Origin of the sequence: Anaerobium acetethylicum (genome assembly GCF_900096945.1) — a bacterium.
GTDB lineage: Bacteria > Bacillota > Clostridia > Lachnospirales > Lachnospiraceae > Anaerobium > Anaerobium acetethylicum.
The window spans coordinates 113,155-136,091 of record NZ_FMKA01000006.1 but is presented as its reverse complement, the minus strand read 5'-3'; the positions used below and the strand labels follow the sequence as shown (position 1 = coordinate 136,091).

At 35.7% G+C, this 22,937-nt stretch carries 24 protein-coding genes and 4 pseudogenes; 2 read left to right on the top strand and 26 right to left on the bottom strand.

The window, feature by feature from the left end; translation table 11 throughout:
- Positions 1 to 29: 29 nt before the first annotated feature.
- From BJR36_RS07700 to BJR36_RS07670, 6 genes and pseudogenes are all read right to left on the bottom strand, one after another.
- Complete coding sequence (locus BJR36_RS07700) at positions 30 to 944, bottom strand: conjugal transfer protein (RefSeq protein ID WP_002345006.1); 915 nt, start codon at positions 942 to 944, stop codon at positions 30 to 32.
- 14 nt (positions 945 to 958) lie between these two features.
- Complete coding sequence (locus tag BJR36_RS07695) at positions 959 to 1,960, bottom strand: bifunctional lytic transglycosylase/C40 family peptidase (RefSeq protein ID WP_020224359.1); 1,002 nt, start codon at positions 1,958 to 1,960, stop codon at positions 959 to 961.
- A gap of 222 nt (positions 1,961 to 2,182) precedes the next feature.
- A pseudogene (locus BJR36_RS07685) lies at positions 2,183 to 2,737 on the bottom strand (ATP-binding protein); the annotation flags it as partial.
- Positions 2,738 to 2,776: 39 nt separating this feature from the next.
- Positions 2,777 to 3,160 (bottom strand): YdcP family protein, encoded by a 384-nt coding sequence (locus tag BJR36_RS07680; RefSeq protein ID WP_001234287.1) that lies wholly within the window; start codon positions 3,158 to 3,160, stop codon positions 2,777 to 2,779.
- Positions 3,161 to 3,178: 18 nt separating this feature from the next.
- On the bottom strand, positions 3,179 to 3,493 hold the full coding sequence (locus tag BJR36_RS07675; protein WP_000420680.1) for a YdcP family protein: 315 nt from the start codon (positions 3,491 to 3,493) through the stop codon (positions 3,179 to 3,181).
- A gap of 496 nt (positions 3,494 to 3,989) precedes the next feature.
- Positions 3,990 to 4,382: a pyridoxamine 5'-phosphate oxidase family protein gene (locus BJR36_RS07670; protein ID WP_000084746.1), complete on the bottom strand. Its 393-nt coding sequence runs from the start codon at positions 4,380 to 4,382 to the stop codon at positions 3,990 to 3,992.
- A 122-nt stretch (positions 4,383 to 4,504) separates the two neighbouring features.
- Here BJR36_RS07670 and BJR36_RS07665 point away from each other — a divergent pair, with 122 nt between their 5' ends.
- Positions 4,505 to 4,843: a winged helix-turn-helix transcriptional regulator gene (locus BJR36_RS07665; RefSeq protein WP_091232354.1), complete on the top strand. Its 339-nt coding sequence runs from the start codon at positions 4,505 to 4,507 to the stop codon at positions 4,841 to 4,843.
- 74 nt (positions 4,844 to 4,917) lie between these two features.
- On the opposite strand, the pseudogene BJR36_RS07660 reads toward BJR36_RS07665, so the two are convergent.
- The 15 genes and pseudogenes from BJR36_RS07660 to BJR36_RS07590 form a co-directional block, all read right to left on the bottom strand.
- Positions 4,918 to 5,076: pseudogene (locus BJR36_RS07660) on the bottom strand (serine dehydratase subunit alpha family protein); the annotation flags it as partial.
- A gap of 18 nt (positions 5,077 to 5,094) precedes the next feature.
- Positions 5,095 to 5,310 (bottom strand): annotated as a pseudogene (locus tag BJR36_RS21025) (transaldolase family protein); the annotation flags it as partial.
- A gap of 185 nt (positions 5,311 to 5,495) precedes the next feature.
- Positions 5,496 to 6,758, bottom strand: coding sequence for an IS1380-like element ISEnca1 family transposase (locus tag BJR36_RS07650; RefSeq protein WP_031587700.1), 1,263 nt, complete (start codon positions 6,756 to 6,758; stop codon positions 5,496 to 5,498).
- A 523-nt stretch (positions 6,759 to 7,281) separates the two neighbouring features.
- Positions 7,282 to 8,184: an Eco57I restriction-modification methylase domain-containing protein gene (locus BJR36_RS07645; protein WP_242875492.1), complete on the bottom strand. Its 903-nt coding sequence runs from the start codon at positions 8,182 to 8,184 to the stop codon at positions 7,282 to 7,284.
- Between the two features lie 465 nt (positions 8,185 to 8,649).
- Positions 8,650 to 9,459: an ANT(9) family aminoglycoside nucleotidyltransferase Spw gene (locus BJR36_RS07640; protein ID WP_002294509.1), complete on the bottom strand. Its 810-nt coding sequence runs from the start codon at positions 9,457 to 9,459 to the stop codon at positions 8,650 to 8,652.
- A 131-nt stretch (positions 9,460 to 9,590) separates the two neighbouring features.
- Positions 9,591 to 10,118: a phosphoribosyltransferase family protein gene (locus tag BJR36_RS07635; RefSeq protein WP_002294507.1), complete on the bottom strand. Its 528-nt coding sequence runs from the start codon at positions 10,116 to 10,118 to the stop codon at positions 9,591 to 9,593.
- A 43-nt stretch (positions 10,119 to 10,161) separates the two neighbouring features.
- The gene (locus tag BJR36_RS07630; RefSeq protein WP_002294505.1) at positions 10,162 to 11,025 is read right to left on the bottom strand and encodes an aminoglycoside nucleotidyltransferase ANT(6)-Ia; all 864 of its coding nucleotides are present in this window, start codon (positions 11,023 to 11,025) and stop codon (positions 10,162 to 10,164) included.
- A 32-nt stretch (positions 11,026 to 11,057) separates the two neighbouring features.
- A complete protein-coding gene (locus BJR36_RS07625; protein ID WP_000662263.1) occupies positions 11,058 to 11,792 on the bottom strand; it encodes a class I SAM-dependent methyltransferase in 735 nt (244 codons plus the stop codon).
- Complete coding sequence (locus BJR36_RS07620) at positions 11,773 to 12,642, bottom strand: nucleotidyltransferase domain-containing protein (protein ID WP_000228166.1); 870 nt, start codon at positions 12,640 to 12,642, stop codon at positions 11,773 to 11,775. Before BJR36_RS07620 ends, BJR36_RS07625 begins: the two co-directional genes overlap by 20 nt.
- Before the next feature lie 102 nt (positions 12,643 to 12,744).
- Entirely contained in the window at positions 12,745 to 12,990 is a 246-nt protein-coding gene (locus BJR36_RS07615; protein ID WP_000567889.1) for a single-stranded DNA-binding protein, read from the bottom strand.
- 72 nt (positions 12,991 to 13,062) lie between these two features.
- Positions 13,063 to 13,986 carry a restriction endonuclease subunit S gene (locus BJR36_RS07610; protein ID WP_091232349.1) on the bottom strand — a complete coding sequence of 308 codons (924 nt, stop codon included), beginning with the start codon at positions 13,984 to 13,986 and terminating at the stop codon, positions 13,063 to 13,065.
- Positions 13,987 to 14,084: 98 nt separating this feature from the next.
- Positions 14,085 to 14,627 (bottom strand): hypothetical protein, encoded by a 543-nt coding sequence (locus BJR36_RS20250; RefSeq protein ID WP_169823624.1) that lies wholly within the window; start codon positions 14,625 to 14,627, stop codon positions 14,085 to 14,087.
- Positions 14,628 to 15,251: 624 nt separating this feature from the next.
- Positions 15,252 to 16,055 carry a lincosamide nucleotidyltransferase Lnu(B) gene (gene lnu(B), locus BJR36_RS07600; protein WP_073285199.1) on the bottom strand — a complete coding sequence of 268 codons (804 nt, stop codon included), beginning with the start codon at positions 16,053 to 16,055 and terminating at the stop codon, positions 15,252 to 15,254.
- A gap of 53 nt (positions 16,056 to 16,108) precedes the next feature.
- Entirely contained in the window at positions 16,109 to 17,593 is a 1,485-nt protein-coding gene (lsa(E), locus tag BJR36_RS07595) for an ABC-F type ribosomal protection protein Lsa(E) (protein WP_002294513.1), read from the bottom strand.
- 442 nt (positions 17,594 to 18,035) lie between these two features.
- Complete coding sequence (locus BJR36_RS07590; RefSeq protein WP_002294511.1) at positions 18,036 to 18,620, bottom strand: recombinase zinc beta ribbon domain-containing protein; 585 nt, start codon at positions 18,618 to 18,620, stop codon at positions 18,036 to 18,038.
- Between the two features lie 61 nt (positions 18,621 to 18,681).
- On the opposite strand from BJR36_RS07590, the gene BJR36_RS07585 reads away from it, so the two are divergent.
- A complete protein-coding gene (locus BJR36_RS07585) occupies positions 18,682 to 19,140 on the top strand; it encodes a hypothetical protein (RefSeq protein WP_002325145.1) in 459 nt (152 codons plus the stop codon).
- Between the two features lie 50 nt (positions 19,141 to 19,190).
- Here the strand turns inward: BJR36_RS07585 and BJR36_RS07580 are convergent.
- The 5 genes and pseudogenes from BJR36_RS07580 to BJR36_RS07560 all read right to left on the bottom strand — a co-directional run.
- A pseudogene (locus BJR36_RS07580) lies at positions 19,191 to 19,409 on the bottom strand (hypothetical protein); the annotation flags it as partial.
- Between the two features lie 798 nt (positions 19,410 to 20,207).
- Positions 20,208 to 20,867 (bottom strand): type A chloramphenicol O-acetyltransferase, encoded by a 660-nt coding sequence (gene catA / locus BJR36_RS07575; RefSeq protein ID WP_073285202.1) that lies wholly within the window; start codon positions 20,865 to 20,867, stop codon positions 20,208 to 20,210.
- Positions 20,868 to 21,158: 291 nt separating this feature from the next.
- The gene (locus BJR36_RS07570) at positions 21,159 to 21,677 is read right to left on the bottom strand and encodes a GrpB family protein (protein WP_073285207.1); all 519 of its coding nucleotides are present in this window, start codon (positions 21,675 to 21,677) and stop codon (positions 21,159 to 21,161) included.
- A gap of 22 nt (positions 21,678 to 21,699) precedes the next feature.
- Positions 21,700 to 22,281, bottom strand: a complete 582-nt coding sequence (locus BJR36_RS07565) for a nitroreductase family protein (RefSeq protein ID WP_073285210.1) — start codon at positions 22,279 to 22,281, stop codon at positions 21,700 to 21,702.
- A gap of 48 nt (positions 22,282 to 22,329) precedes the next feature.
- Positions 22,330 to 22,854 carry a DinB family protein gene (locus BJR36_RS07560; protein WP_031577803.1) on the bottom strand — a complete coding sequence of 175 codons (525 nt, stop codon included), beginning with the start codon at positions 22,852 to 22,854 and terminating at the stop codon, positions 22,330 to 22,332.
- Positions 22,855 to 22,937 lie beyond the last annotated feature (83 nt).

Here is a 22,937-nt window from a genome sequence, read left to right as displayed (position 1 = left end):
AAATAGCTGTAATAATGTACCAATATTTGTTATTCTATAATCTTCCAATTACTCCCGTTCTTTTCAAGTACCAAATCAAATTGAGATACCTGCGTTGCTTTGGTCTGCTGGTCGATATACTCCACTGTCAGCGATACCGTGACTTGATTATCCTTACGATTGTAAATAGGATTTACCAGTTCTTGAAAGATGTACTCTTTTCCGATTGGTTTTAATATCCCGTCATTCACATAGTAGGAAAGTTCACTGGCTGTCGCTGTAGGATAGAGCTTGAAGAACGTCGTTAAAAACTCATTGATTTCATTGGTTGTAATGGAATCAACCGTACCCTCACTTTCAATAGCTTTTGGTTTATAGTCTGATTTCTTTGGTATGCTAGTAATGGTCGGATTCTTAATGAGGACCATATTTCCAGTACTGTCTACATAGACACTCACTATATAAGCAGAGTGGACGGTCTTTGTATTTTCCCCCTCTGTAATGAGTTGGTCTACACTGTAGGTTACATCAAATTGATTGTCGCCATCTGCTTCTACCGTCCATATCTGAAATCCTTTTACAGAAGACGATACAGGAATATCTTTACGAACTGTATCGACATTCAGAGCTTGAAGTTCCTCTGTCAGATATGCTTTCAGGTTTTCTATGCGATTATCAATGGACTTGTCGTTTAGTTCCCATGAATAGTAGACTTTCGCAAAGTTCTCTACAAAATTTTCCACATGATGAGTATCGACATATTCCTTTTCTATGATGGTGGTTTCATGAATGGTATGGGTATCAATGGCTGTAAAGTGCTTGAATATCGCAAAGCTGAAACTAAGTCCTAAAAGTACCCATAGGACAATCACAACCTTTTTACGAGGATTGACCTTATAGACACGAGGTTTCTTTTCCTTTGGTGTCTGTTTTTCTGTATTCTGATTTTTTCCGAATTTCATCATTGAATCGTCCTTTCTTATTGTTTGATTCGTCCTGCTCCCACTAAATGCTGTTGCCAGTAAGAGCTTGTTAAGTCGGCATAACCGATAGGGTCGCCTGCATGAAACATACGGTTATCGCCTAAATAAATCCCGATATGAGTAATATAAGAGCCAGCGTTATAGGTAGAATGAAAGAAAACCAAATCGCCGGCTTTTGCTTCCAATAATGGGATATGCCGGGTTACATCATATTGCTGTTGTGCTGTTCGTGGTAAGTTGATTCCAGCTTTTCCATACGTCCATTGTGTCAGTCCGCTACAATCAAAAGAGGTAGTCGGGGAAGCTCCGCCATAGACATACTTCCAGCCTTCAAATTTCAGAGCTTCGTCCATGATGGCTTGTACTGTATCATCATTAAACTCTGTTGTGACAAGATACTGCGTTACCAGTTGCACATAAAACATATTCCCGTAATTGTATCGCCAGCCCCCATTGATAGGTATGGCTATGGGATTGGGGTAAGACACTTTTTCGTCACCCGAATACTCTTTTGAGAAACTTTGAGCCAGTTCAAAGGTATATTTATTCCCACGATTAGCCACATATCCTAAGAAACCACCACCATAATTGTAGGACTGGATAACCGATTCTAAATCTACACCAAGCCTTTCGCTACTGGCTAATAACTCACTGAAATACTTCACACCTTGCTTAATGGATTCTTCTGTACTCAATGAATTAGGTGGAAGACCGAGGGATTCCGAGGACTGCATAACATCTTCTGCTGTACCACCCGATTCCACCTGTATAATCGCAAGAAGTATATTGACGTATTCTTCAATTCCATATTCTTTGGCAACTTTTTCTACCATAGGCTTATGAGCCAGCACTTCTGCGGAAACATCCACACCGCCATAGTGAATGTTGGAAAAACCGCCATCTTGTTCATCTGAAAATAAAATGGCGACAAACAGAAGCAGTGAGAAGACCATCAAGAATAATCCCGAACCACCAATCACTAAAGTTTTCAGCTTCATGGTTTCTTACTGCCTTTCTTAATGGTGGCGGTTTTGATTGGTGGTCTACTTTTTGTATTTTGTAGTGGTACTCTTTGAACAGTAGACTGACGTTCTTTTGTGATTGAACGTTGTGAAGCTCTATCTGTTGGTGCACTTGAAGTTACTGGCTTTTGAACCGTTCTTTCTTGAACTGTATTACTTTGACGTTCCGTTTTTAAACTTGAAGAATCGGACTTAACTGTAGGAATCCTTTAACTCTTTATCCGTCAGCTCACAGTACAAGCCACTTTCTAATTTCTTTTCCAAGTGTAGGAGCTGGTCTTGATATTTCCCCAGAGTGATTTCCACTTGTATCTGTATTAAGCCATTTTTAAGGCGATAATAGATTTTAGGGAAGTAGGTTATCTTTTCTTTGGTACGACTGGGGGAATCCTTGAAGAAGCCATCTGTTTTGACCTGTTCTGATTCATACCACTTATTTTCAAGAACCATCTTCGCCAGCTTTTGACGGTGGTAGAGTTGTTTAATCGTATCATAGCGATACCGTTTGAATAGAAACGCCACCAGCAAGCAGACAAGAATTGCGACACTGAAACTGATACTTAAATACGGAATGTCAATCTTATCTGCTTGTGATAGGTTAAAGTCCTGCCAGTTGACCTGCTGGATTGTCTTCACATGAAACAGTCCGACAACAAGCAGTAAAATAGGCAGTAAGGACGCTACTGTAAAATGAAAGACTAAATCTTTGTCACTCGGACGAATCCTTTTACCACGAAAGACACGCTGTTTCATGTTTGATTTTCTCCTTTCTCTCTAATGGAAGATACGTGGCTATTTGTCCGTAGCAGGTTCTTTCTTAGGTGGCTGTTGATTTCTAAAGGAATTAGAATCCTTTGTCAGCACAATATCGTCTGCCTTGATGTACCAGTCAACATCTGCTCCTTGAAAGGTAGCAGTAGCGACAGTATCCGCAATGGGATTGATAAGTTCCACCCGTGCGTTATATTCAAACTCTTTCAAAGGCACGCTGGCAGGAATACTTACTTGAATCATGCGTCCTTGCCCTTTGGATTTTAAGTCATAGGTACGTTCTTTGATTTCCTCTGAAACCGTACCGTCTTCATTTTGGATTCTCACTTCACGACGTAGAGCAGAGAATTTTAATTCTCCAAAAGTCGTGTCTTTATCTAATACGATACCATTTGCTAATCTCATCATTTTTCCTCTCTTTCTTTATTCTTTTACCATGTCGTCAGCATGTAAAAGGTAATTTGTAAAACCACGAGTGCCGATTTTATAGCCCTCGGCGGTAATACGTGGATTGACTAACTTAACACGTTCCTCAAAGCCGAAATGTTTTTCGCCAGCTTCAGCAGGAAGTACGACCACAATATCATCTGCTCTTTGAACGTCTGAATAGAGATTATAGCTTCGAGATAAGACGGTTAGATGTCCGTTGATTCTTCGCTGTACGACTTTATCCTCGCCAGCAAATTCTAAATTGCCGAATGTTTTTTCCATCTTGGGAATCACAAATTTAAGTTCCATTGGAAATTCATCACTTGCAAAAGATTAAAACCTTTCTTTTTTTACGGAAAAAAAGAAACAAAAAAACGACCATCGCCAACTCAATAAAATAGATTTGTTGGCAATAATCGTTTATAGAAAGTAAAGGATCAGGTAGTATTTTTTAAAGAAAACCACTTTAAAAAATCTCCACCTAAGCAATCCTTGACTTTTTCTATTTTGTCCATTGGCTTTTAAATACCAAAAGCCAACTCAATAAATTAGATTTGTTTTTGTCTTTTGGTCTTTTAATTATAATGGACAAAAACACTAACTTTACATAAATATATCCGAACTTCCAGAGCAGATAAATCAAATCCATTGGTAAGCTTGACAGTTTCCATTGATGTAGATGCTGTGATCGTCACTCATAAACATCTTGATCATTATGATGATGATGCCAAAGAATTATTACCAAAAAGCATAAATATAACAATAAAAGCAGCCCATATTTCTACACTTGGGCTGCATGTTTTGATTAATTATCTAATATCTCCGGATCTCCTGTAAAGGAATATAAAACTGCCTGCATGTTTTTCAAATAAAATACGGTGAATTTCCCATCATCAGCGCTATACATATCTCTCAAAGGCGGATTTGCTTCAAGCATTGCTTCCCTTGCTTCCACGGTATCATCAATTACGGCTTCGCCGGTGAGCCGAATCCATTTTCCTTTTGCCATACCTGAGACTTCCACCTTTGAATTTGCCAATAACTGCTGATAAACTTTTTTCTGATTGGTTGTACCAAGATAGACCTTGCCATTCCTCTCCATGGCTGCACCAAACGGTCTGACCCTTGGCTGGTCTCCTTCAACGGTTGCAAAATAATAAGTTTTTGCTTCATTTAAAAAATCAACAACTTGACTCATCCTTTTTTACCTCCATAAATAAATTTTTCTTTACTTTTCTTTGAGACTACTTTAGTATACTTATATGATTAGTATAATTCAAGTACTAAAAATTAATTTACTAAGTAAGGTGGAGTTAACCTATGAAAAATGATATCAAAGACTGTCCAGCTTCCTATGCAATCAGTATTTTGGATGGGAAATGGAAAATTCCCATTATATGGTTTGTCGCCAGAGAGAAAGTCATACGTTTTAATGATCTCAGACGGAAAATAGACGGTATATCCAATATCATGCTGAGCAAAAGTCTGCAGGAATTAGAAAAAGACCATATTGTCATGAGAAAACAGTATAATGAAATACCTCCCAGAGTGGAATATTCACTAACCGAGACCGGCAATGAATTATATCCTGTTCTGGAGCTTCTGGGCGCATGGGGGAAACAGGCTATAAATAAGAAAATCCATACAGAAATATCATAACTGAAACATAAATCTGTTGGTAATCACCTTAATCCTATCCTTCCAAACCAAATATCACAATACCGAACGCATTCAAGCTCTTCCAACACTTCTATTCCTTTTAATGCATCACCGCCCAGGGCTCCAAGGATTGCAGCTGCCTCTATCCCTTTTAAGCCTCCTGAATTTGGGACTGTTACACCCTGCATGTTTTTTACTATATTTCCACTGCAGCGCATTTCGATGTAATCAGGTCAGCTTTATTTCACATATTAAAAATCTGCCATAGAAACTTTTCCATATATATCCTCCCAGTCATTTTCAAAATCATCAACCGCTTTCTGGATTGCCGGCATTTTTAATACATCCAGTAAAATTTCAGGTGTTATTGTTGCGGCTTGCGCGCCTGCGGCAAAGGAATCATTGACCTGGCTTATGTTTTTAAAACTTGCTGCAAGTATTTTTGTTGGATAATTATACTTATAACCTAAATTCCACGTGCATTTTTTATTAGCTTAAAAGAACACTATTTCACGAAGAATTTAAACTGATACTCCCACATTGTAACATTATTTACCACCACCTTTCAATCTTTTTCAATGGAGTAAAGATACTTATTAAACCCTGCAAGTTATCCACAGAGCAACACTCGATTTTCAAGATGATATCTTTATTATACCAGACATTTTTCATACACTTCCTTGTACGGATAGTTTTCTGACAAATTCATAATTACAGTTCTTGCGGTTTTAATGATTTTGGCTGCAAGAAATACATACTTCAAACGAAAGGTCTTTATTTGCTGTCTGTATTCTGAAGGCTCTAAGGAATCAATCTTGAACAACAAAAACAGGTTATATGAAAGCATCATCATTTGAAACACCGCTTCATTTGCCCAAAATGATTTAAGTAAAAGATGACCCACCGCCATGTCGTATTTGGCTTCTTTAATATAGTTCTCAGCATTGCCACGTTTTTCATAGGATATAACTACTTTTTCAGAAAGCAATGTAGTGTTTGTCACAAAGAAAAAGTATTCGTACTCAGAGCCTTCTAAAAGTGATATTTGTGCTCTTTCTTTTTCTGGTTTCAGTACGCGAGACACAACAAACCTTCTGTCTTTCTCCCAGTTATCTAATTTTGTAAACAGTTCTGTAGTTTCTCTGCCTTCTTCACCTTTAACGAATACAACCGATGAATTCGTTGCTTGGGATGCAAGCGTAGAATAACTTTTGGCTTTAATTAAATATTTGCAACCAAGAGATTCTATCGTTTCAATAATTTTTTCATCAAAGTAGCCACTATCCATTCGAAATAAAATCTCTAAATCATCTGTTTTGATGTTGGCTACTATTTCTTTGATCATTTCAGATGCACCGTTAGCTGTGTAAGTATTGCCACTTCTTACAAATCCGGTGACGTAGGCTTTTAATTCGTCGCAAAATGCAAACTGGATATTGTAGCATCGGTTTCCTAGTTTCTTGGGATTATATCCTTTTGATGCACCTTCTTGATGACCTTCTACGTTGATTACACTACTATCAATATCAATCGTAATGGATGTCAATTTACTTTTAGTGAGCAGTTTTTTAAAGACTTTAAAATTAATGTCTCTAAACATTTGTGTTGTCTTAAAGGTGAAGTTTCCTAAAAATCGTGACACTGTTTCAGGTTCTTTTACGGAAATATCAAATTCATTAACGAGTGGATCATTTTGAAGGAGCTTTAGACGTTCTAGCTTGTCTATACCAATAAAGTGACCACAGATCATCGTCTTTATATGATTCATCTTGATTTTATTTGTGGAGTCATTATCAAATACGAGGTCATCTTCAACTAGATCAAAAATCTCATTACTTTTTGCGTTCTCAAGGAGAAGAAAAAGACCTGCATTTGATGTTAGATTCTTAGCTGTGAAATCAATTTTATTAATCATAATTTAAACCCCTTTTTCTGCTTTTGTTACTATTATTGTACCATATCTCGACTCATAAAAGCTGATAATTCAACACATTTTTGAGCATTTTTCTTTCACCCAATGGGTGAAAGCTGAATTTTGAAGGAACGTATATTTATCAATGCTTTGAGAGTGGTTTATAAAGTACTGACGTAGAATCTCAGTTCCATATTTTTACCTATCCTTTCTTTTTTATGGTTGAATGAATCTCGTTTGTTTGATGGTCTTTCACGGTGGGGAGCGACCTTTATTCTCTTGTTTTTCTATTTTCGTAGTATCACGTCCTTTCAAATCGGGTAAAAAAATAGACACCTCATTTTTGAAGTGTCCACCTTTTGCCTATTCAATTTTTATTGGAAGTATCTTTGTTTCTTCACTTTTCAAGGGTAAATCGTCGTATCAAAGCTCATTCATAAGTAGTAAATTAGTAGTAAATTGATTGGTTTCGACCTTGATAAAGTGTGATAAGTCCAGTGTTTATACGGATAACTAGATTTTCATACTATTTTTCATTATAAAAATAATTACAACTTTTGTCCTTAAGTGCTTCTATAACTTTCTGTCTCTGTACTTCCATTCCACCTTTAAATTCAGATAATTTAATGTATAATCCATTTTTGCATTCTTTTCCATTTTTTAAAACAAAGGAGCAAATAGGTACTGTCGCTTCCTCAAATGCAGAATACTCCATTTGAACAAGCGTTATAATTGATTTTTGCTCAATAATATACGTTCTTAATTGCTCATAAGTCTTGATAAACATCCACACAAATGGGGTCATAAATGCAGAATATCCATTCTTTGTACAGTAGTCAAAATTCCTATACATAAACACAGAAAACAGATCGCCACTATATGCTTTATATTTTTCAATAACAACTTTTTTCAGCTCCCCTTCTAACTTGTTCATGTATGGTGGATTTGTAGATACAACACAATATTTTCTCGCCATAATATCAGCTTGTTTTGCTACTTTTTGCATTGTAGGCATAACTTCACTATACCAGTTATTACTTTCCATAGTAATCTGACCTGATACGTTACAATTATCTATGTATTCCTTAAATTCAACATAATCATTTCCCTCAACAGAAATCAAACTTCCAACTTCTTTAGCATTTTTATATGTCTTGATTAAATATTCGCCTATTTTATTGAACTCGTTATCATTGGTAACCCCTTCACAATAGAACTGGCTTATCGCATTTGTTTCTATAATCGCAGTTACATTCGGCTGAATTTTTCTTGTTAAGAATCTTCTGTCATAACTTCTTGCTTTCATCATAACAGCAAAATATGCAAGCTGATATGCACGGTTATCAATATCTAAACCAAATAGATTATTTTCAATAATCGCTTGTGCCGCATCCCTATCCACATATCCACACTCTCTATATATTTCCATAAGTACGTCAAAAGCATATACCAGAATATGACCACTTCCCATACAAGGATCTATGTTCATGCAGATTTTGATACAAAAATAAAAAGCCCTCTCCTGGGCAGAACCCCGGAAAAGGCTTGAAATCAATGCGTTTAGAGAAGTCCTCAGACTTGTCAAACGCATTAGATTGCTAACGGATTGAGTTTTTCGATTGGCACGCTACTGAATAAATCTAACTTGAATACCCTTACATTCATTCAGTCAAAATAATTAAAAAGTATAGGTAAAATTAAAAGGTTCAGTGTAGATATGTTTCCTCTAACACCATGGCTCGAGTTGATGGCATTGATGTCTTAAGCTGATTTTTAACCCTTTCGTTCGCGGGAACGTATCAACGGTATTTTGATTATTTTTTAAGAAACTGATATATGGGGGAACATATCGAAGCAATCAATAATGCACATTAACAACTAGTCTTTGTTATATTTAAACTATTCGAAAAGGTAATTGGATATTAAGGGAAGACTCTATAGACTTTTTCATATGATTAACGAGTTCAGCCACCTCAGATTCCATTCCTTCCCACTTGTCAACACACTCTCCTAAATAAGCCTCTCTCGCTTTGTTGAGTAAAGTAGCATGCTCATCGGGTAATTGAGGTATCGCCCATTCAGCTGCCAGATCTTTTGAGCGAATTTCACCAGTAGATGCTGTCAGCCACATTCTGGCTAAAGTTAAAATCACATTGCGTTCGTCACCGTTAATGCTAGCTATCAACCCGGGCAACGATTCTTTAATTGCTTTTCGAATATCTGTCATTGGCACAGGCTCAATTACTTCTGTTGCCTTTGGTCCCAAAAGGTTAATACTATTTTTTCTTAGTTGTGCTAAAAGTATTGCTAAATCCGGATCATAAGTCGACTCAGGAATTTCTCCCTTTTCAAACTGCTCTCTTAGCCACTCGCCATACATAAATTCATATTTGGGGGGGAAATGCCAAGGGACAATATCCTTTTGATTTATGACCGTAACTTCAAGAGGCCTCATATCTTTTATGTTTCCTATTTTCCCAGATATAAGCATTAACCTATTTGTAAGATTCCTTCGAGTTTTTTCAGATAAACTTTGATTTGTTATTACCAAAATATCTACATCGCTATTCATACGTAAACCACCCATTACTGCCGAACCATACAAATACACCCCAATTAACATATTATCAAGTAGTTCCGCTATAGTTTTTAATGCTTGAATTGCTTCTTTCGGAATTTTTTTGTTACTTAAATCTATACTCAACTTCGATCTCCTTTCGTCTGAAAACTGTTTTTTAACGCCTCTTAAAATTTATAAAAAAAGAGTAAACATCTTTCGTTGTATTGTAAATTAACGCCATCCAAAATTTTGATTCAAGATTTTCTTTCGGTTTATTATATGTTTGAGCCAATATAAGCTACAAAACTGCTGTCTATCCATTTTTGAGTAACCTCATTTATATCAATCCCAATAGTAGCCAACCCAATAATGCTGCAATCCAATTTCTCTAACAAAGCTATTAAAGCCTTCATTTGAGAACCTGTCTCTATCCAATCATCTACAATCAAAACTCTTTTGTTCCTCACAATAGAACTCTTAGATATTTCAAAGCTTTTATCTTGACCTGAATAGTCGGTAAAATGTGTCGAAATAATCTCTTCTTTTGCGTATGGCAGCTTATCACCTTTTCTTACTCCAATAAACCCCACTCCAAGTTCTTTGGCTATGGCAGTGCCTAGTATCCATCCAATTGCTTCTGGGGCAGCCACATAATCTACTTTATTTTGAAAATCCAATGATAGTACTTTTACAATTTTATCAAAAACGGTTTTATGTGTAAAAATAGTTAGTAAATCATATTTTCCAATTGAGTTACGAGGTAATATACCTCTAATTTCATTTATAACATCAGTACTTTCCATACATTTACACCCCTTGCTTATGGTTAATAATCTTTGCTAATCTTTAAAAATAGTCATTTTCAACATATTTTTTATACATGTCCTCGGTATATCTTGTTATGTTCTTACCATACTCTGGATAATCAAACCCCAGTAGTTCTGCTACCTCTTTGGACACTTCCCTGAACAATTGGTGGCATATAAATAATGACTTCCAAATATTTTCATAGGAATCCATGCGATATGTAGATAATAATCTATTCCATAGATCTTCATCAATGTATTTGTTAATATACTTATAATTTTTCCCAACACTTAATGAAAATTCTGTCTTTATCCCAACCTTCCACGACATCATCCTAAGTAGTTCAAACCGTAGAATCTGGTTCAGATGATCGATTGCAAACAGTATCTCTTTGCGGCACAATCCTTTAATAACATAAGGTGTTACATTCCAAAATTCATTGCAGCAATCATCATACTCCCTTGCGCTTGGCTTTCTTACATGATAATCTATATCAGTCGGAACTATGTCCCTTTTAATTCTACAATCTTTATCAATTAGAACCTTTATTAATTTATCGCCCTTTAGGTAATTATCTAACTCTTCCAAGGGCAATAAGGTAAGATCAATTTTATTGTAATCATCAAATAGCATAAGATAGGAAAATCCCTTTTCTTCAGGTGGGAATAATTCCATATCCTCCGGCTTTTGCATCATTATTATATTCCCAAATTGATTAAGCCAGTCATCATTAGATATAAACGGTTCTATATCACTTACAAAATATGTAATATCATAATCCTGAAATTCATCTTTAGGTATATTAATATTTGCGCGTGACCCCTCAAGGGTCACAATTCGAATACGTTCATCCTGTTCTGCTAAAGAAAGTACTAAATCCATCATTTCTTTTTCTGATCTCATTTACATACTCCTCGTTTATTTTTTCTATATTATTACATCTTCTTTTTTGCCGATACAATCAGCATCATTGGGCGTCGCATTTCATCCGCCATCCCCGGAATATCCATCATGTTCTCTGGCGGCTGTGGCTCCACAATCTGATTTATTATAAAACTATTTGAAAGCAGTGTATTTAGATATGTGGTCAGTGTTCTATGATATTTTGTAACCTTTTCTTCCAAAAACATAGCTGTCCGTTTGCCCTCATAATAATAATTGTCCACCGGGAAATGCAGTATTTCTCCTTTTTCGTTATAATACCAGTCTTGTGTTCCATGAGCAGTAAAAACAGGATGTTCAACTGTAAAAACTAAATTGCCACCAGCCTTCAGCATCCTATATATCTTTTTTATTAAATTCTCATAGTCTGCTACATAATGAAACGCAAGCGAACTTAGTATTACATCAAAGCTCTCCTCTGGGAAATCCACATCTTCTATGGCACAGCATTCATATTCAATCTGTGGAAAATGGGTTTTTCCTTTTGCTACTTCGAGCATTTTATGAGAAATATCAACACCTACTACAGAGGAAGCACCGTTTTCCATCGCATATATACAGTGCCATCCATAGCCGCATCCTAAATCAAGCACACGCTTACCCTTAAAATCAGGTAGCATCTTTTTCAAAGTCTCCCATTCTCCCGCACCAGCCAGTCCTTTCTGCGAGCGACTCATTTGACTGTATTTTTGAAAAAATATATTATCATCATATTTGTTTTCTTTCATCTGAACTCTCCTCGTTTAAAAAGTTATTTATCTCCGATACAATTTCATTCACTTCATTATAAAGCTTCTCGGTCATGTCGTAGCATTCAAAAAGTGAGATACCGAGTACTTCAAAAATATGATTTACCTTCTCGGTATATTTTTCAGGTTTATGTTCAAAAGTTTCAAGCAGTTTTATAGCTTTCTTTTCGTTGATACAATAAGCATTATTACATGCAAATAACACTTGATTTAAACATGAAACTATACGAAAAACATGACCCGCAATATAATATTTATCGTCTGTTCCCGAATTTGCTTTTACAAACATTAAAGAGAACCCTGCTTCAAACATAAAAAAGTTAACTAAACTTTTCTGCAAAGCATTGGGATAAGTTTCTGCCTGTTTTTTTAATTCGCATAAGCTTTCATTCTTAGCATATAGTATTTTGCTAATCGCTAATTCTCCTCGATACATTGCACTAATATAACCATGGGGATGCCCAGTCTGATAATTGGCAGTAACAATTCCGTGCTCTGTATCTTTCATTATTTGTTCCACACGTTTAATATCACGTAAAATTAAATCCACATGATACCCGTTTATGACTAACCATCCGCCGCCATTAATCCAATCACCCCATGCTCCGGGAGGTACAACAAGGTTATTTCTATGCTCATCATCCAGCTTTGTAGCGAATTGATTAATAGTATTTATGTCAAATGATTCTGAATTGTAATAGATGCCGATATCTATATCCGAATCCTCTGTATGGGTGCCCCTTGCACGTGAACCACCTAAAACAATACCTTCTATATAAGACAGAGAGGATAATTTCTCTGCTACTGATTTAATAATATTATCTACCATCAAGCATGCTCCTTTTATCGATTCACTGCTGTAAAAATTCCAAGCCAAATCTTTTGCTTCTACTCAACATATTTATAATTTTTTTAATTTCACAAAAGATAGTTAAAACTTATCAATTGTCTTTTTATACCTCTGCTGATTAGATGAAGTCTTTTCAATAGCCTTTAAATTACCATTCATTTTGCTAACATGGTTTAAAAATAACGTTCCAAGCAGAAGTCGATCCTTTCTGGGTATCCTATTCCACACATATCCCTTGAATAAATCTTTAACAAGAAAAACTTCGCCATCATTTAGATTTTCAGTTTCTCTAATAGCTTCTTCCAATAGCTCATTTACATCAATCATGTTGTCCACTCCTTATTAATAATAATATCAACAACATTGTTGATATTATTATACGTATATTCACAGTCAAAGTCAATCCGTAAATAAGAAAAGCCACCAATCAAGGAAGTAAACGCCACTCTGTTTTAGGTAATCAATATTCTTGCAGTCCACGAGCTTTATCCGTGGAATCTTATCCCTTGCGCTAATACACCAAGTATCAGTAGAATATGCAGCACCACCTACATAGAATTTTACATCAGCATTTCCACCTGTATTTAAGAAACAATTTCTACCTTCAACAAGTGCTTCTTTCCATTCAAGAATTGCTTCACCGCTTGTGAAAAACGGATAGTCCCCATTAATATCTTTAGCTTCTCCAACCTTTATACTAGATTTTCCATTTTCTATTAACAGGTCAGAAATTTTTCCATTTGTATTCTTTTTATAGAATAGGTGCATGTAAATATCATGTGCTTGCTGTTGAAGTGTGTCATTAATTCTATTGTTAATCCCAATCTTTTTATCAATAGAGACTAAGATGGATGCAACTTTATCTTGTTCATTTCGTTCACATACAGGTATTACTAGCTCCTTTAAGTCTGGAATATTTAAGTTGCTTACTATTGATCCAGTGACATCTACTTTTCTAATTTGTTTTTGTACGTATTGGGACATTAATGCATATAGTAAATAGTGTGGATTTACCTTTTCAGTCTTAACTTTTAGCAAAACTAGTCTTTGACCTAAGCAACATTTTAAACCTTTTGGCATGATTGCAACTGTCCCCATTGGTGCCTCACGCGAAATAATAATATCGTTTGCTTCTGGTTTTGCTCTTTTAGTTCTATTCAAATATGTCTCTTCATCAACATATGATGATTTGGAGAAGTCAAAATGTGCTCCATTTAAATTGTAGTTTCTAATTACTCTTATTCCACTATCTAACCACCTCGGAGTAGAATGTGGACAATCAATTATCTCATCACAAAGTGATTCTAATTTGAAAAAATCCATTTAAGCCTCCTCCCTTTTTAGTAAGTAATATATCTTTTTCCATTTTGCAGAAGGCTTTTTGCAAATTTTATCTTCAGATGCAAATGCACAAACATTATTTATATAGCTGGAGCCACAAATATCTGGATTTGTATGTCTACACCCATACGTTTGTTTTGCATTATCATCATCATTTCTTTTACAGATACCACAGAGTAAAATGCCTTCTCAGAATGATGGATGTAACCAGAAGCAGCCTTATACACAGAATCAAATCTCTTGTCAAATTTCGCTAGCTGCTTACGTAGGTAGGCATCTGTCATAAGATTCCCATCCTTAGCTTTCATTCTGTTAATTTGTTTCTCCCCGCTATACACACTTCGGATAATCTCAGTTTGATTTTCCGCTGCATAAAGTGCATATGTCCGTAAACAGTTGTCAATCTGTACTCGTAATAGTATCCCTGCACACGTCAAGTTTCGCTTCTCTATCATAATTGCAAACCCATCGATGAGCCTAATACATTTATCTAAAATACTAATCATGTAGAAATCATCTTCACATAGGGTTTGCCCAATTACCTCTGCAGTTAGTTTTACCGCCTGTTTGCGAACATTTTCTAAATGGTGTTTAATCTTGAAAATCCACTCTTGATAATTCACATTTTCACCATCCTTTAATCATTGAACTCAAGTCCAAAATAAGTAAATTTCAGCTAAAATATAATAAAAGATATAAAAATAACCGGTTGCTCCCGGCCTCGCACATTTGCACACCCTTTTTGCACATTGCATACCCCTATGCACAGTACCTTTGGGCTTTATTAAATTGTATCATTTTCTGAATGATTCTCTCTATGTTCATGCAGATTTTGATACAATAATAAAAAGCCCTCTCCTGGGATTAACCCCGGAAAAGGCTTCAAATCAGTGCGTTTACAGAATCCATCAGACTTTCTAAACACATTAGATTGCTAACATATTGAGTTTTTTCGATTGGCACGTTACTGAATAAATCTAACTTGAATACCCTTACATTCATTCAGTCAAAATAATTAAAAAGTATAGGGAAAATTAAAAGGTTCACAGTCGATATGTTTCCTCTAACACCATGGATTGAGAGGACAGAATGAATGTCATTTGTGTATGTCCGTTCTCGGAAACATATCCACGACACTTTTTGCACTATCGGTAGACGGGAACATATCCATAGGCTTCGCTGTTTTTTGAAAAACTGAGGTATGCTGTTAATTTTCAGTACCCAATACTGTGAATAACGTTACTCTCCTATTCACTAATGTAATTCAACAATCTTTCTAAAATGTCATGTGTAACTTTTAAGTTGTATTGTTCAATAAGGTGACTTTGCAAATCCATAACTAATAGCAAAGAATTTTTATAGGCTTCAAATAATTCTACCTTATCTAATCGAGCAGTGGTCTTTGCAAATTTTTTATAATTTTCAAGGCTAATTTCTTTTTCAAGGTTTTTACTCATGTTTAGCCAATTATCAGCATTTTTTTCTGCCATACGTATAAGTTGTAGTGTATTTTTTTGAAGTTGTGATAAGAGTTCTAATGAACGAGCATATTCTCCTCTTTTTAGAACGTTGATTCCCATCAACCATAGATTAGAGAAATTACACAACAAAAAATTAGCATTTTCTTCAGTAAGTCTATTTGGTCTTGCACCACTTATCTCTGATAAATAATTTTCTAATTGCCCTGTTTCATCGTAAATAAGCATAGCCTTCGTATCAGGAATATAACCTGAATCTTTAAACGAGGGGATTATGTTCATATCTATTTCAGAAAGGAAATGAAATTCCCCACGTATAAGATTATCAAAAATAACTACCTCTGTTCCGTACTCATTTTTATAAAGCATCAAGTACGGAGCTACGTCAAACAACCAGTTGGATGAATCAAAGTTCGAGGTTATACTATCTTTCAAAAATATATAGAACTCTATATCAGAGTATTGGTCACCTTCTCCTTTGGTAAACGATCCATACATCATACAAGCTGTAATTCGTTCATCTGACTCAGTAAGATTCTTAACGTTTGCAATTAATTCTTTTTGTTTTAACATTTCTTCACCCTTTCATGTAAATATCTTTTAGTTATTGTGGCAACTCAAAATCTCTACAAACCTAAATTAATATTTTTCGTACAAATGTTATTGCAAAAAGCATCATCATGCTCCACAAACAATAGTGTAGGACAATATTCCAAAATCATTTTTTCAATTTGGATACGTGAAAAAATATCAATATAGTTCAATGGCTCATCCCATATATACAAATGTGCACTTTCACAAAGGCTTTTAGCAATTAGTACTTTCTTTTTCTGACCAGCACTAAAATCCACCATGTTCTTATCAAACTGCTCTCTATTAAAATCCAGTTTACGAAGAATCGTTTTAAATAGAGTTTCATCGATCTTATTATTATAGGCAAATTCAGATAGATTACCTTTTAAATATGAAGTATCTTGCGAAATATAAGAAATTTTTAGTCCACTTGCTAGCATAAAATTTCCGGTAAATTTAATATCATCTCCATTAATCAATTTTAGGATACTAGACTTACCACTCCCATTTTTTCCGATAATGGCAACTCTATCACCAATATTGACTCTGAAATTAAGATTACTGCATACTTCTTTATCTCCATAAGACAATGATAAATCATTCGCTTCTATTAAGCACTCTTTGTGAAATTCAAGTGGTGAAATTTTTAAGTCATCATATTGTTCAATGTTGTGGAGCAATTCTGATTTTTGTAAAACGGCTTCCTGATGTCTTGACTCAATATTTTTGGCACGTTTCATCGCTTTTGCAGCCTTATGTCCAACATAACCCTTATCCAGTTTTGAACCAGAATTTGTTGTTCCATATTTACTTTTTTCTACTTTATTTGACCAGTTTGAACTACGTTTTGCTGCATAAGACAACCTTCCTATTTCTTTAAGGAGTTTCTTGTTTTCTGCCAGTTCAAAATTATCTTGTAACGTTTTGTTCTCCCACCAAGAAGTAAAATTTCCCTTTTGGATTTCGATATTCGTTTTATTGATAGATAGTATATGGTCAACACATTGATCAAGTAAGCTTCTATCATGAGATACCAAAATAAACCCCTTCTTGCGTTTCAAATAGTTTTGCACTACATTACGTGCATCGATGTCAAGATGGTTTGTAGGTTCATCAATAAGCAGGAAACAACTCGCTGTAAGGAATAAAGCTGCAAGAAGGACCTTTGTTTGCTCACCATTTGACAATGTATTAAACGGACGATATAAAGCATCTTCTTGAACATCAAGCAATGATATTTCACGAAAAATCTCCCAATCCATACATTCCGTACAAATACTCTTCATTACTTCAATTGTATATAGACTCTTATCTTCCACATCATAAGGAAAATACTCAAACTTAACTGTAGAACTTATATTGCCGGAATACGCATATTTGCCAAGCAGTAAATTTAAGAAAGTAGTTTTACCGCGTCCGTTTCTTCCAATAAAACCGAGTTTCCAATCTGTATCTATCTGAAAACTTACATTTTCAAAAATATTGTCATAACTTCCTTCATATGAAAAAGTTAGATTTGAAACATTTATTAAGGACATATATTTCTTCCTCCTTTACATTATAAAAATTTTATAAGCAAAGTCGGTTTTCGGCATTAATTACTCTATAATGTTATCCAACTCTGCAAGGATTTTGTCATGAATGACATAGTATCATTGTCTATCACGTTTATCTTCCTTTCTTTTACAAATATTAAAAGCCGCAAGAAAGTAAATTCTTACGGCTCAAAAACAAATACTATTATTACCTTTTGTTATACATAACATAAGGTTACTGTAATGTATTATTGAGTGTAGAATACTTAACTTTCTTGCAATTTGCATAACAAAACAAACGGTTCTATAGCCGTTTCTTTAAATATCTTATTATGCATCATATAATTAGCAAGAAAAGTTATACATTCTTCCACCTCCAAGTCGTTTTATTATATCATATTATCTTTAAAAATCCAATATAATTCTTCTGTTCTCTTTCTAAAGATTACCCTTCTACATCAATCTCGACTCCTGATTTGAATTCAACGGCGAACTTATCATGAAATACCGTAACTTTTTCTATAAGCCTCCTTACTAACTGCTCATCATATTCCTCTAACTCACAGGATTGTTCATTAAAGAAATCAGTCATTTCAGCGATTCGTTGCCTTTTTCCTTCACGCTCTGCATTTTCAACAAGTGCATTTTGCTTCAATTCTCGAAGGTGGTAGATTTCATCAGCCACATCTTCATAGTCATTCTTGGATTTTGCTTGGATAAGAAGCTGTTGTTGTAATTCTTCCAATTTGCTATCAATATCATTGGTGGCATTATCATTTTCTTCATTAAGTATAGTAGCTATGTTTTTCTGCAACGCCTGGAGGAAGGGTTCTTTGTTAGCCAAAAGTTCGTTAATAGCCTTGACCACTGCTGTCTGCAATGTTTCCTCGTTTATGGTAGGGGCAGTACATTCAGATCCTTTTTCCTCCAAACGGCTGACGCATCTCCAAACAATAGACTTGTAACCTCGGTTATTCCAGTGTACCCGGCGGTAAATATCACCGCACTGGCGAGCAAACTGCAACTGCAACTATGCAGGCACTTAATCTTAAAAGAACTACTTTCTATAAACTGGTGAAGGAAGTGATTGTATGATGACGATGTGTCCACGATGTTTAGAGCTATACAGTGAAATTTGGTCGAAGCCTTGTTGTAAATGCGCCGATAAGACCATTCCTGTTGATATTGAACTCATCAATGTCGTTCAGATGCTGCTCACTAGAGGCTTCGATGTATCTTATGCCACTTGTTACCCAGATAAAGAACAAGGTGAGATCGAAGCTATGGAAATTGAGATTCACTTTAGGGAATTGTATCCGCAGGCTCTCTTTGATGGTCTCCCACCTGACTGGATTGTAATTGACGAATACCCAGTTCTTGGCGGTAAGGTTCTTGATGAACCTGTTGATATCCTTACATGTGCAATCGAATATCGATTTGAAGAGAGCATCCATATTCAAAAGGATATCGCTATAAGCAATCTGGAAACATGGCTCGAAGAGAAAGACCCGCAATCTTGTAGGGCTATCCTTACATTGGCCGGCTTCTGAAAAAGCAAGACCCTCTCAACAGTAATGATCTGCTGAAAGGGTACTTTACTTTAATCTATGACCTTGAAGTGCCTTAATGCGTCTTTAATAGCTTCTACTTTATATTCTGGTGCTGGTTTATATGGGCGTTTTAGTTCTTCAACTGCGTTTGGTGCGTCGTACATCGGCAGGCCTAAGTTTCTTTTGACCTCTGCAATGTTTGCAGTGTGAACTTTGAAGCCGTACTTTTCTTCGATATACTCCTGAATAAGCCTGTAGGTGATACGATCTGGCTGGATTTTTCGGTCGTCTGCGTACTCCATTTTTACACTGATAAAATCGTCTGCACTTTTGTGGGACAATAAAACACACGTCTCAACGTGGCCCGAGTTGCCCCAAATGATGTCTACCTCCGAAATTTTGATACCATACGTAAGTGGAAACAGGTCAACCGTTTTTTAGCGTTTTTGAGGTATGAGGGAACATATCAACGGTTTTAAGGTTTTAGGGAACATATCCACTAATTAAAATGATGATACATATTATGATCGAAATTAATCTGCTCAGGAGAAGGAACAAGATACCCATCCGCAACTCAAAGCATATCACCGGCAATTAGTGGGTAAGAATAATCCTACTGATTTTATCAAATGGGATTCCTACCTTTTTTATCGCTTTCTATATTTGAGTAAGTTGACCAGGATATCCTGAGTAAACTAGAACTGCAGTTTCATCAACCCAAACTAATGCAGGATAAATATCACCAAAATGAAAAATTAAATTCGTAATTGTCATAACAGCCCTCTCCAATTCCTGCAATTTGACCCCGGCCAGTAAATTCATATGCTTTGGTATAAAAATACAAAGAAAAAGGATTAGATTTCTCTAATCCTTTGAAATGATTTTTATAAGGAATATATTACTCCACTAAGCTCAGACTCCTTCCAATCGGTCTTCGCTGTCACTCGTCTTCTCGGGAAGTCCTTGCATAGGTGGAACATCTGCTTCTTCGGTCGCTTTGCTTCCTCACGAGCTTCACAACTTTTTCGATCTTTGTTTATAGCTCCCAAGCACAAGCAATTTTTATATTATTTTTCTCCTAACCATGTCTCATAATTTGACGCTAATTCCTGTGCCTCATTAAAAAATCTGCTTGTATGGTAACCGTCGCAAACCGCATGATGCACCTGTACAGACATAGGTAATAAAATTTTATTATCCTGCTGAAAATACTTACCCAAAGTAAAAATAGGGATTAGATATGTTGCATCATTGTATATATTCAGGTTGAATCCGGTAAAATTCACCCAAGGAATGCTGGACACATTAATTGTATTAGCAGGTTCACCTGTCTTAGGCATGAAATTCAAAACGTCGCTATAGTTTCTAATATCCTCAAGGTAATTATAGTAAAAACGTGGGAAGTTCTCGTCATACTCTGTCCAAATACTTGAAAAAGTTTCGTTATCCTTATGAAAGACAGTATAACTTGGGTTCATACTATCCCAGTATCCTAACTTACCTTTTTGATCAAAACAGGTGCGGAACTCCTTGTGACGGTTAACCACAGTTGTGATGATATAAATAAGCGTAGGGTACAGTTTCAGGCCCTTAAGTTTAATTTCACGCAGTAAACCAGTTATCTCTATATTTGCAGTCATACTGTAAGTGCACCTAACCGCATTTAAATAATGCTCAAAGTATGGCTTTCTATTCCAATCCTCAATATCTATCAAATTAAATTTCATAAATTAGCCTCCTAAAATTTTATTCTTTAATTTTAGAAGGCTAATTTAACTGCCATCATCATCTTGCAACCTCCTGCTATCCAAGCATCTATATTATAAGCAAGTCCATTATACCACATAGAATTATGTAAATCAAATAGGTTCATAGAATATAAAACAAATACACTTGCTACTACAAATATATCCTTTGTTAATTCGTGTTATTCTACCAATACGAATCAGCATGATATGTAATAGTTAGTTATACGGATTATCCTCAACTGCTTCTTGCAATCCTTTGAGAATAACCTCCTAACAGACAGTTTGCCACCATCGCAAAGCATCCTTTTCTAGTTGCTTTACAAATGCATCCTTACCAGCGCAGTAGCCTTCAATATCCTCCGGGAATCGATTAGCCAGCTCCATCTTTAATTCACCATACTCTAAAGCGATGTCAGGATGTGTACGCAGAAAATCCCTTACTGCTATATGCCTATTAATATCTTTGTGATTGCTTTGCTCAAAAATATGAATCTGGTGTGTTCTATTATCGCCACCCTTGCGGAAATATCTCCGTCCTTCAATACCAAACTCACCCATACACTCATATCCAATGGCTACAAATTCCTCATTATACTTATCAACTAAACTAATATTTGTCACTACGGGCATTATATCAATGATTGATTTAGCATGTAACCCTTTAACTGCTGTACTGCCAATATGGTAAATATCCACCAATACGTCCTTCAAAATACCACTTATCTTCTGTGATTCATTTTCATACTCTACTTCCCAAAAGGGGTCATACGGAACTACTCGTATAAACAATATTAAACCTCCAATCTCGTTCTCAACGAATAATATTTACGACATTTTTACGAGGGGCAGCCTGTTTCGGCTCCTCTGCAGCATAACCCATAACGACAGATCCGTAAACAATATGATTTACGGGAACATCAAGATCTGACAAAAGCTCACGGATTAAGGGCATGTGTGTGAGTCCTGGCAGCTGATTTAGCCAGCAGGAACCAATACCGAGTGAGTGTGCTGCCAGCATCATATTCCCGATGGCTAATGCTGAATCCGGCATAGAGTTTCCGTTGTCCTTTAAGTTAGAAACAATAATAAAGGTGGGGGCATGATACAGGAAATTTGAACTCTCGTCTTTCGCTTTTTCAACAAGGCTCACAACATAAGGATGCGTTTCTGCTACAACAGGTATAGATATAAGGGTTAGGCGAATAGCCTCATTCACTTTTGCAAGTACACTGGTTTTTTGAATGGCTGTAAACTTCCAGCTCTGTGTTCCCATCCCGTTAGGCGCATAGCTTCCCGCTGTTAGAATGGTATTTAAATCCTCCTCCGATAGCTGAGTCTCTCTAAAAGTTCGTATGCTTCTTCTTGTTAATATGTTTTCTATTATACTATTCATTGGTAGTCTCCTTCTTTAAAAAAATTATTCTCGTATTTATCGCTATCTCTATTTTTTACAAGCTGCATATAGAAATCGTCCATAACCTATTTCGGCTACATTTTTCATCAATTCTCCATTTAACCATAATGCAGTATCAGCAAAGCTTCTACCCTCAAGTGGCCATTTTGCATACTGCTGTGATTGATATTCTGCATCCGACATATTGATTAATTTTTCAACCCATTTATCATGAAGAGTTTTTATTTCTTCTTTTGCTTTTTCAACACTTCCAGGCCAAGTAATGTCTTCCTTTTTCAAGGTACCATCTCCAAAATTGTAATCTAACGTAGTGCGCCACCAATATATAATATGCCACATAATCCATGCAATACTGGACGGTCCAATCTCGTAACTTTCGATTTCAGGCCAATCTATACTCCATCCATCGTCTTGCCTTCGTATCTGCAGACCCATGGGACTGAATGTCCAAAGTGCCTCTGTCTCCTTTAGATTCTCTGTGTGATAAAGATAAAGTTGCCAGCACATGTCTATCTGAAATAGTATATTCTCTTTTATTTCGATATCTCTCATTGATTTTAATACTCCTTATTAAAATTATTTTAGTATACATTAATTCTTGCCAAAGAAAAAAAGTCTTTATACTTTTTAACAAT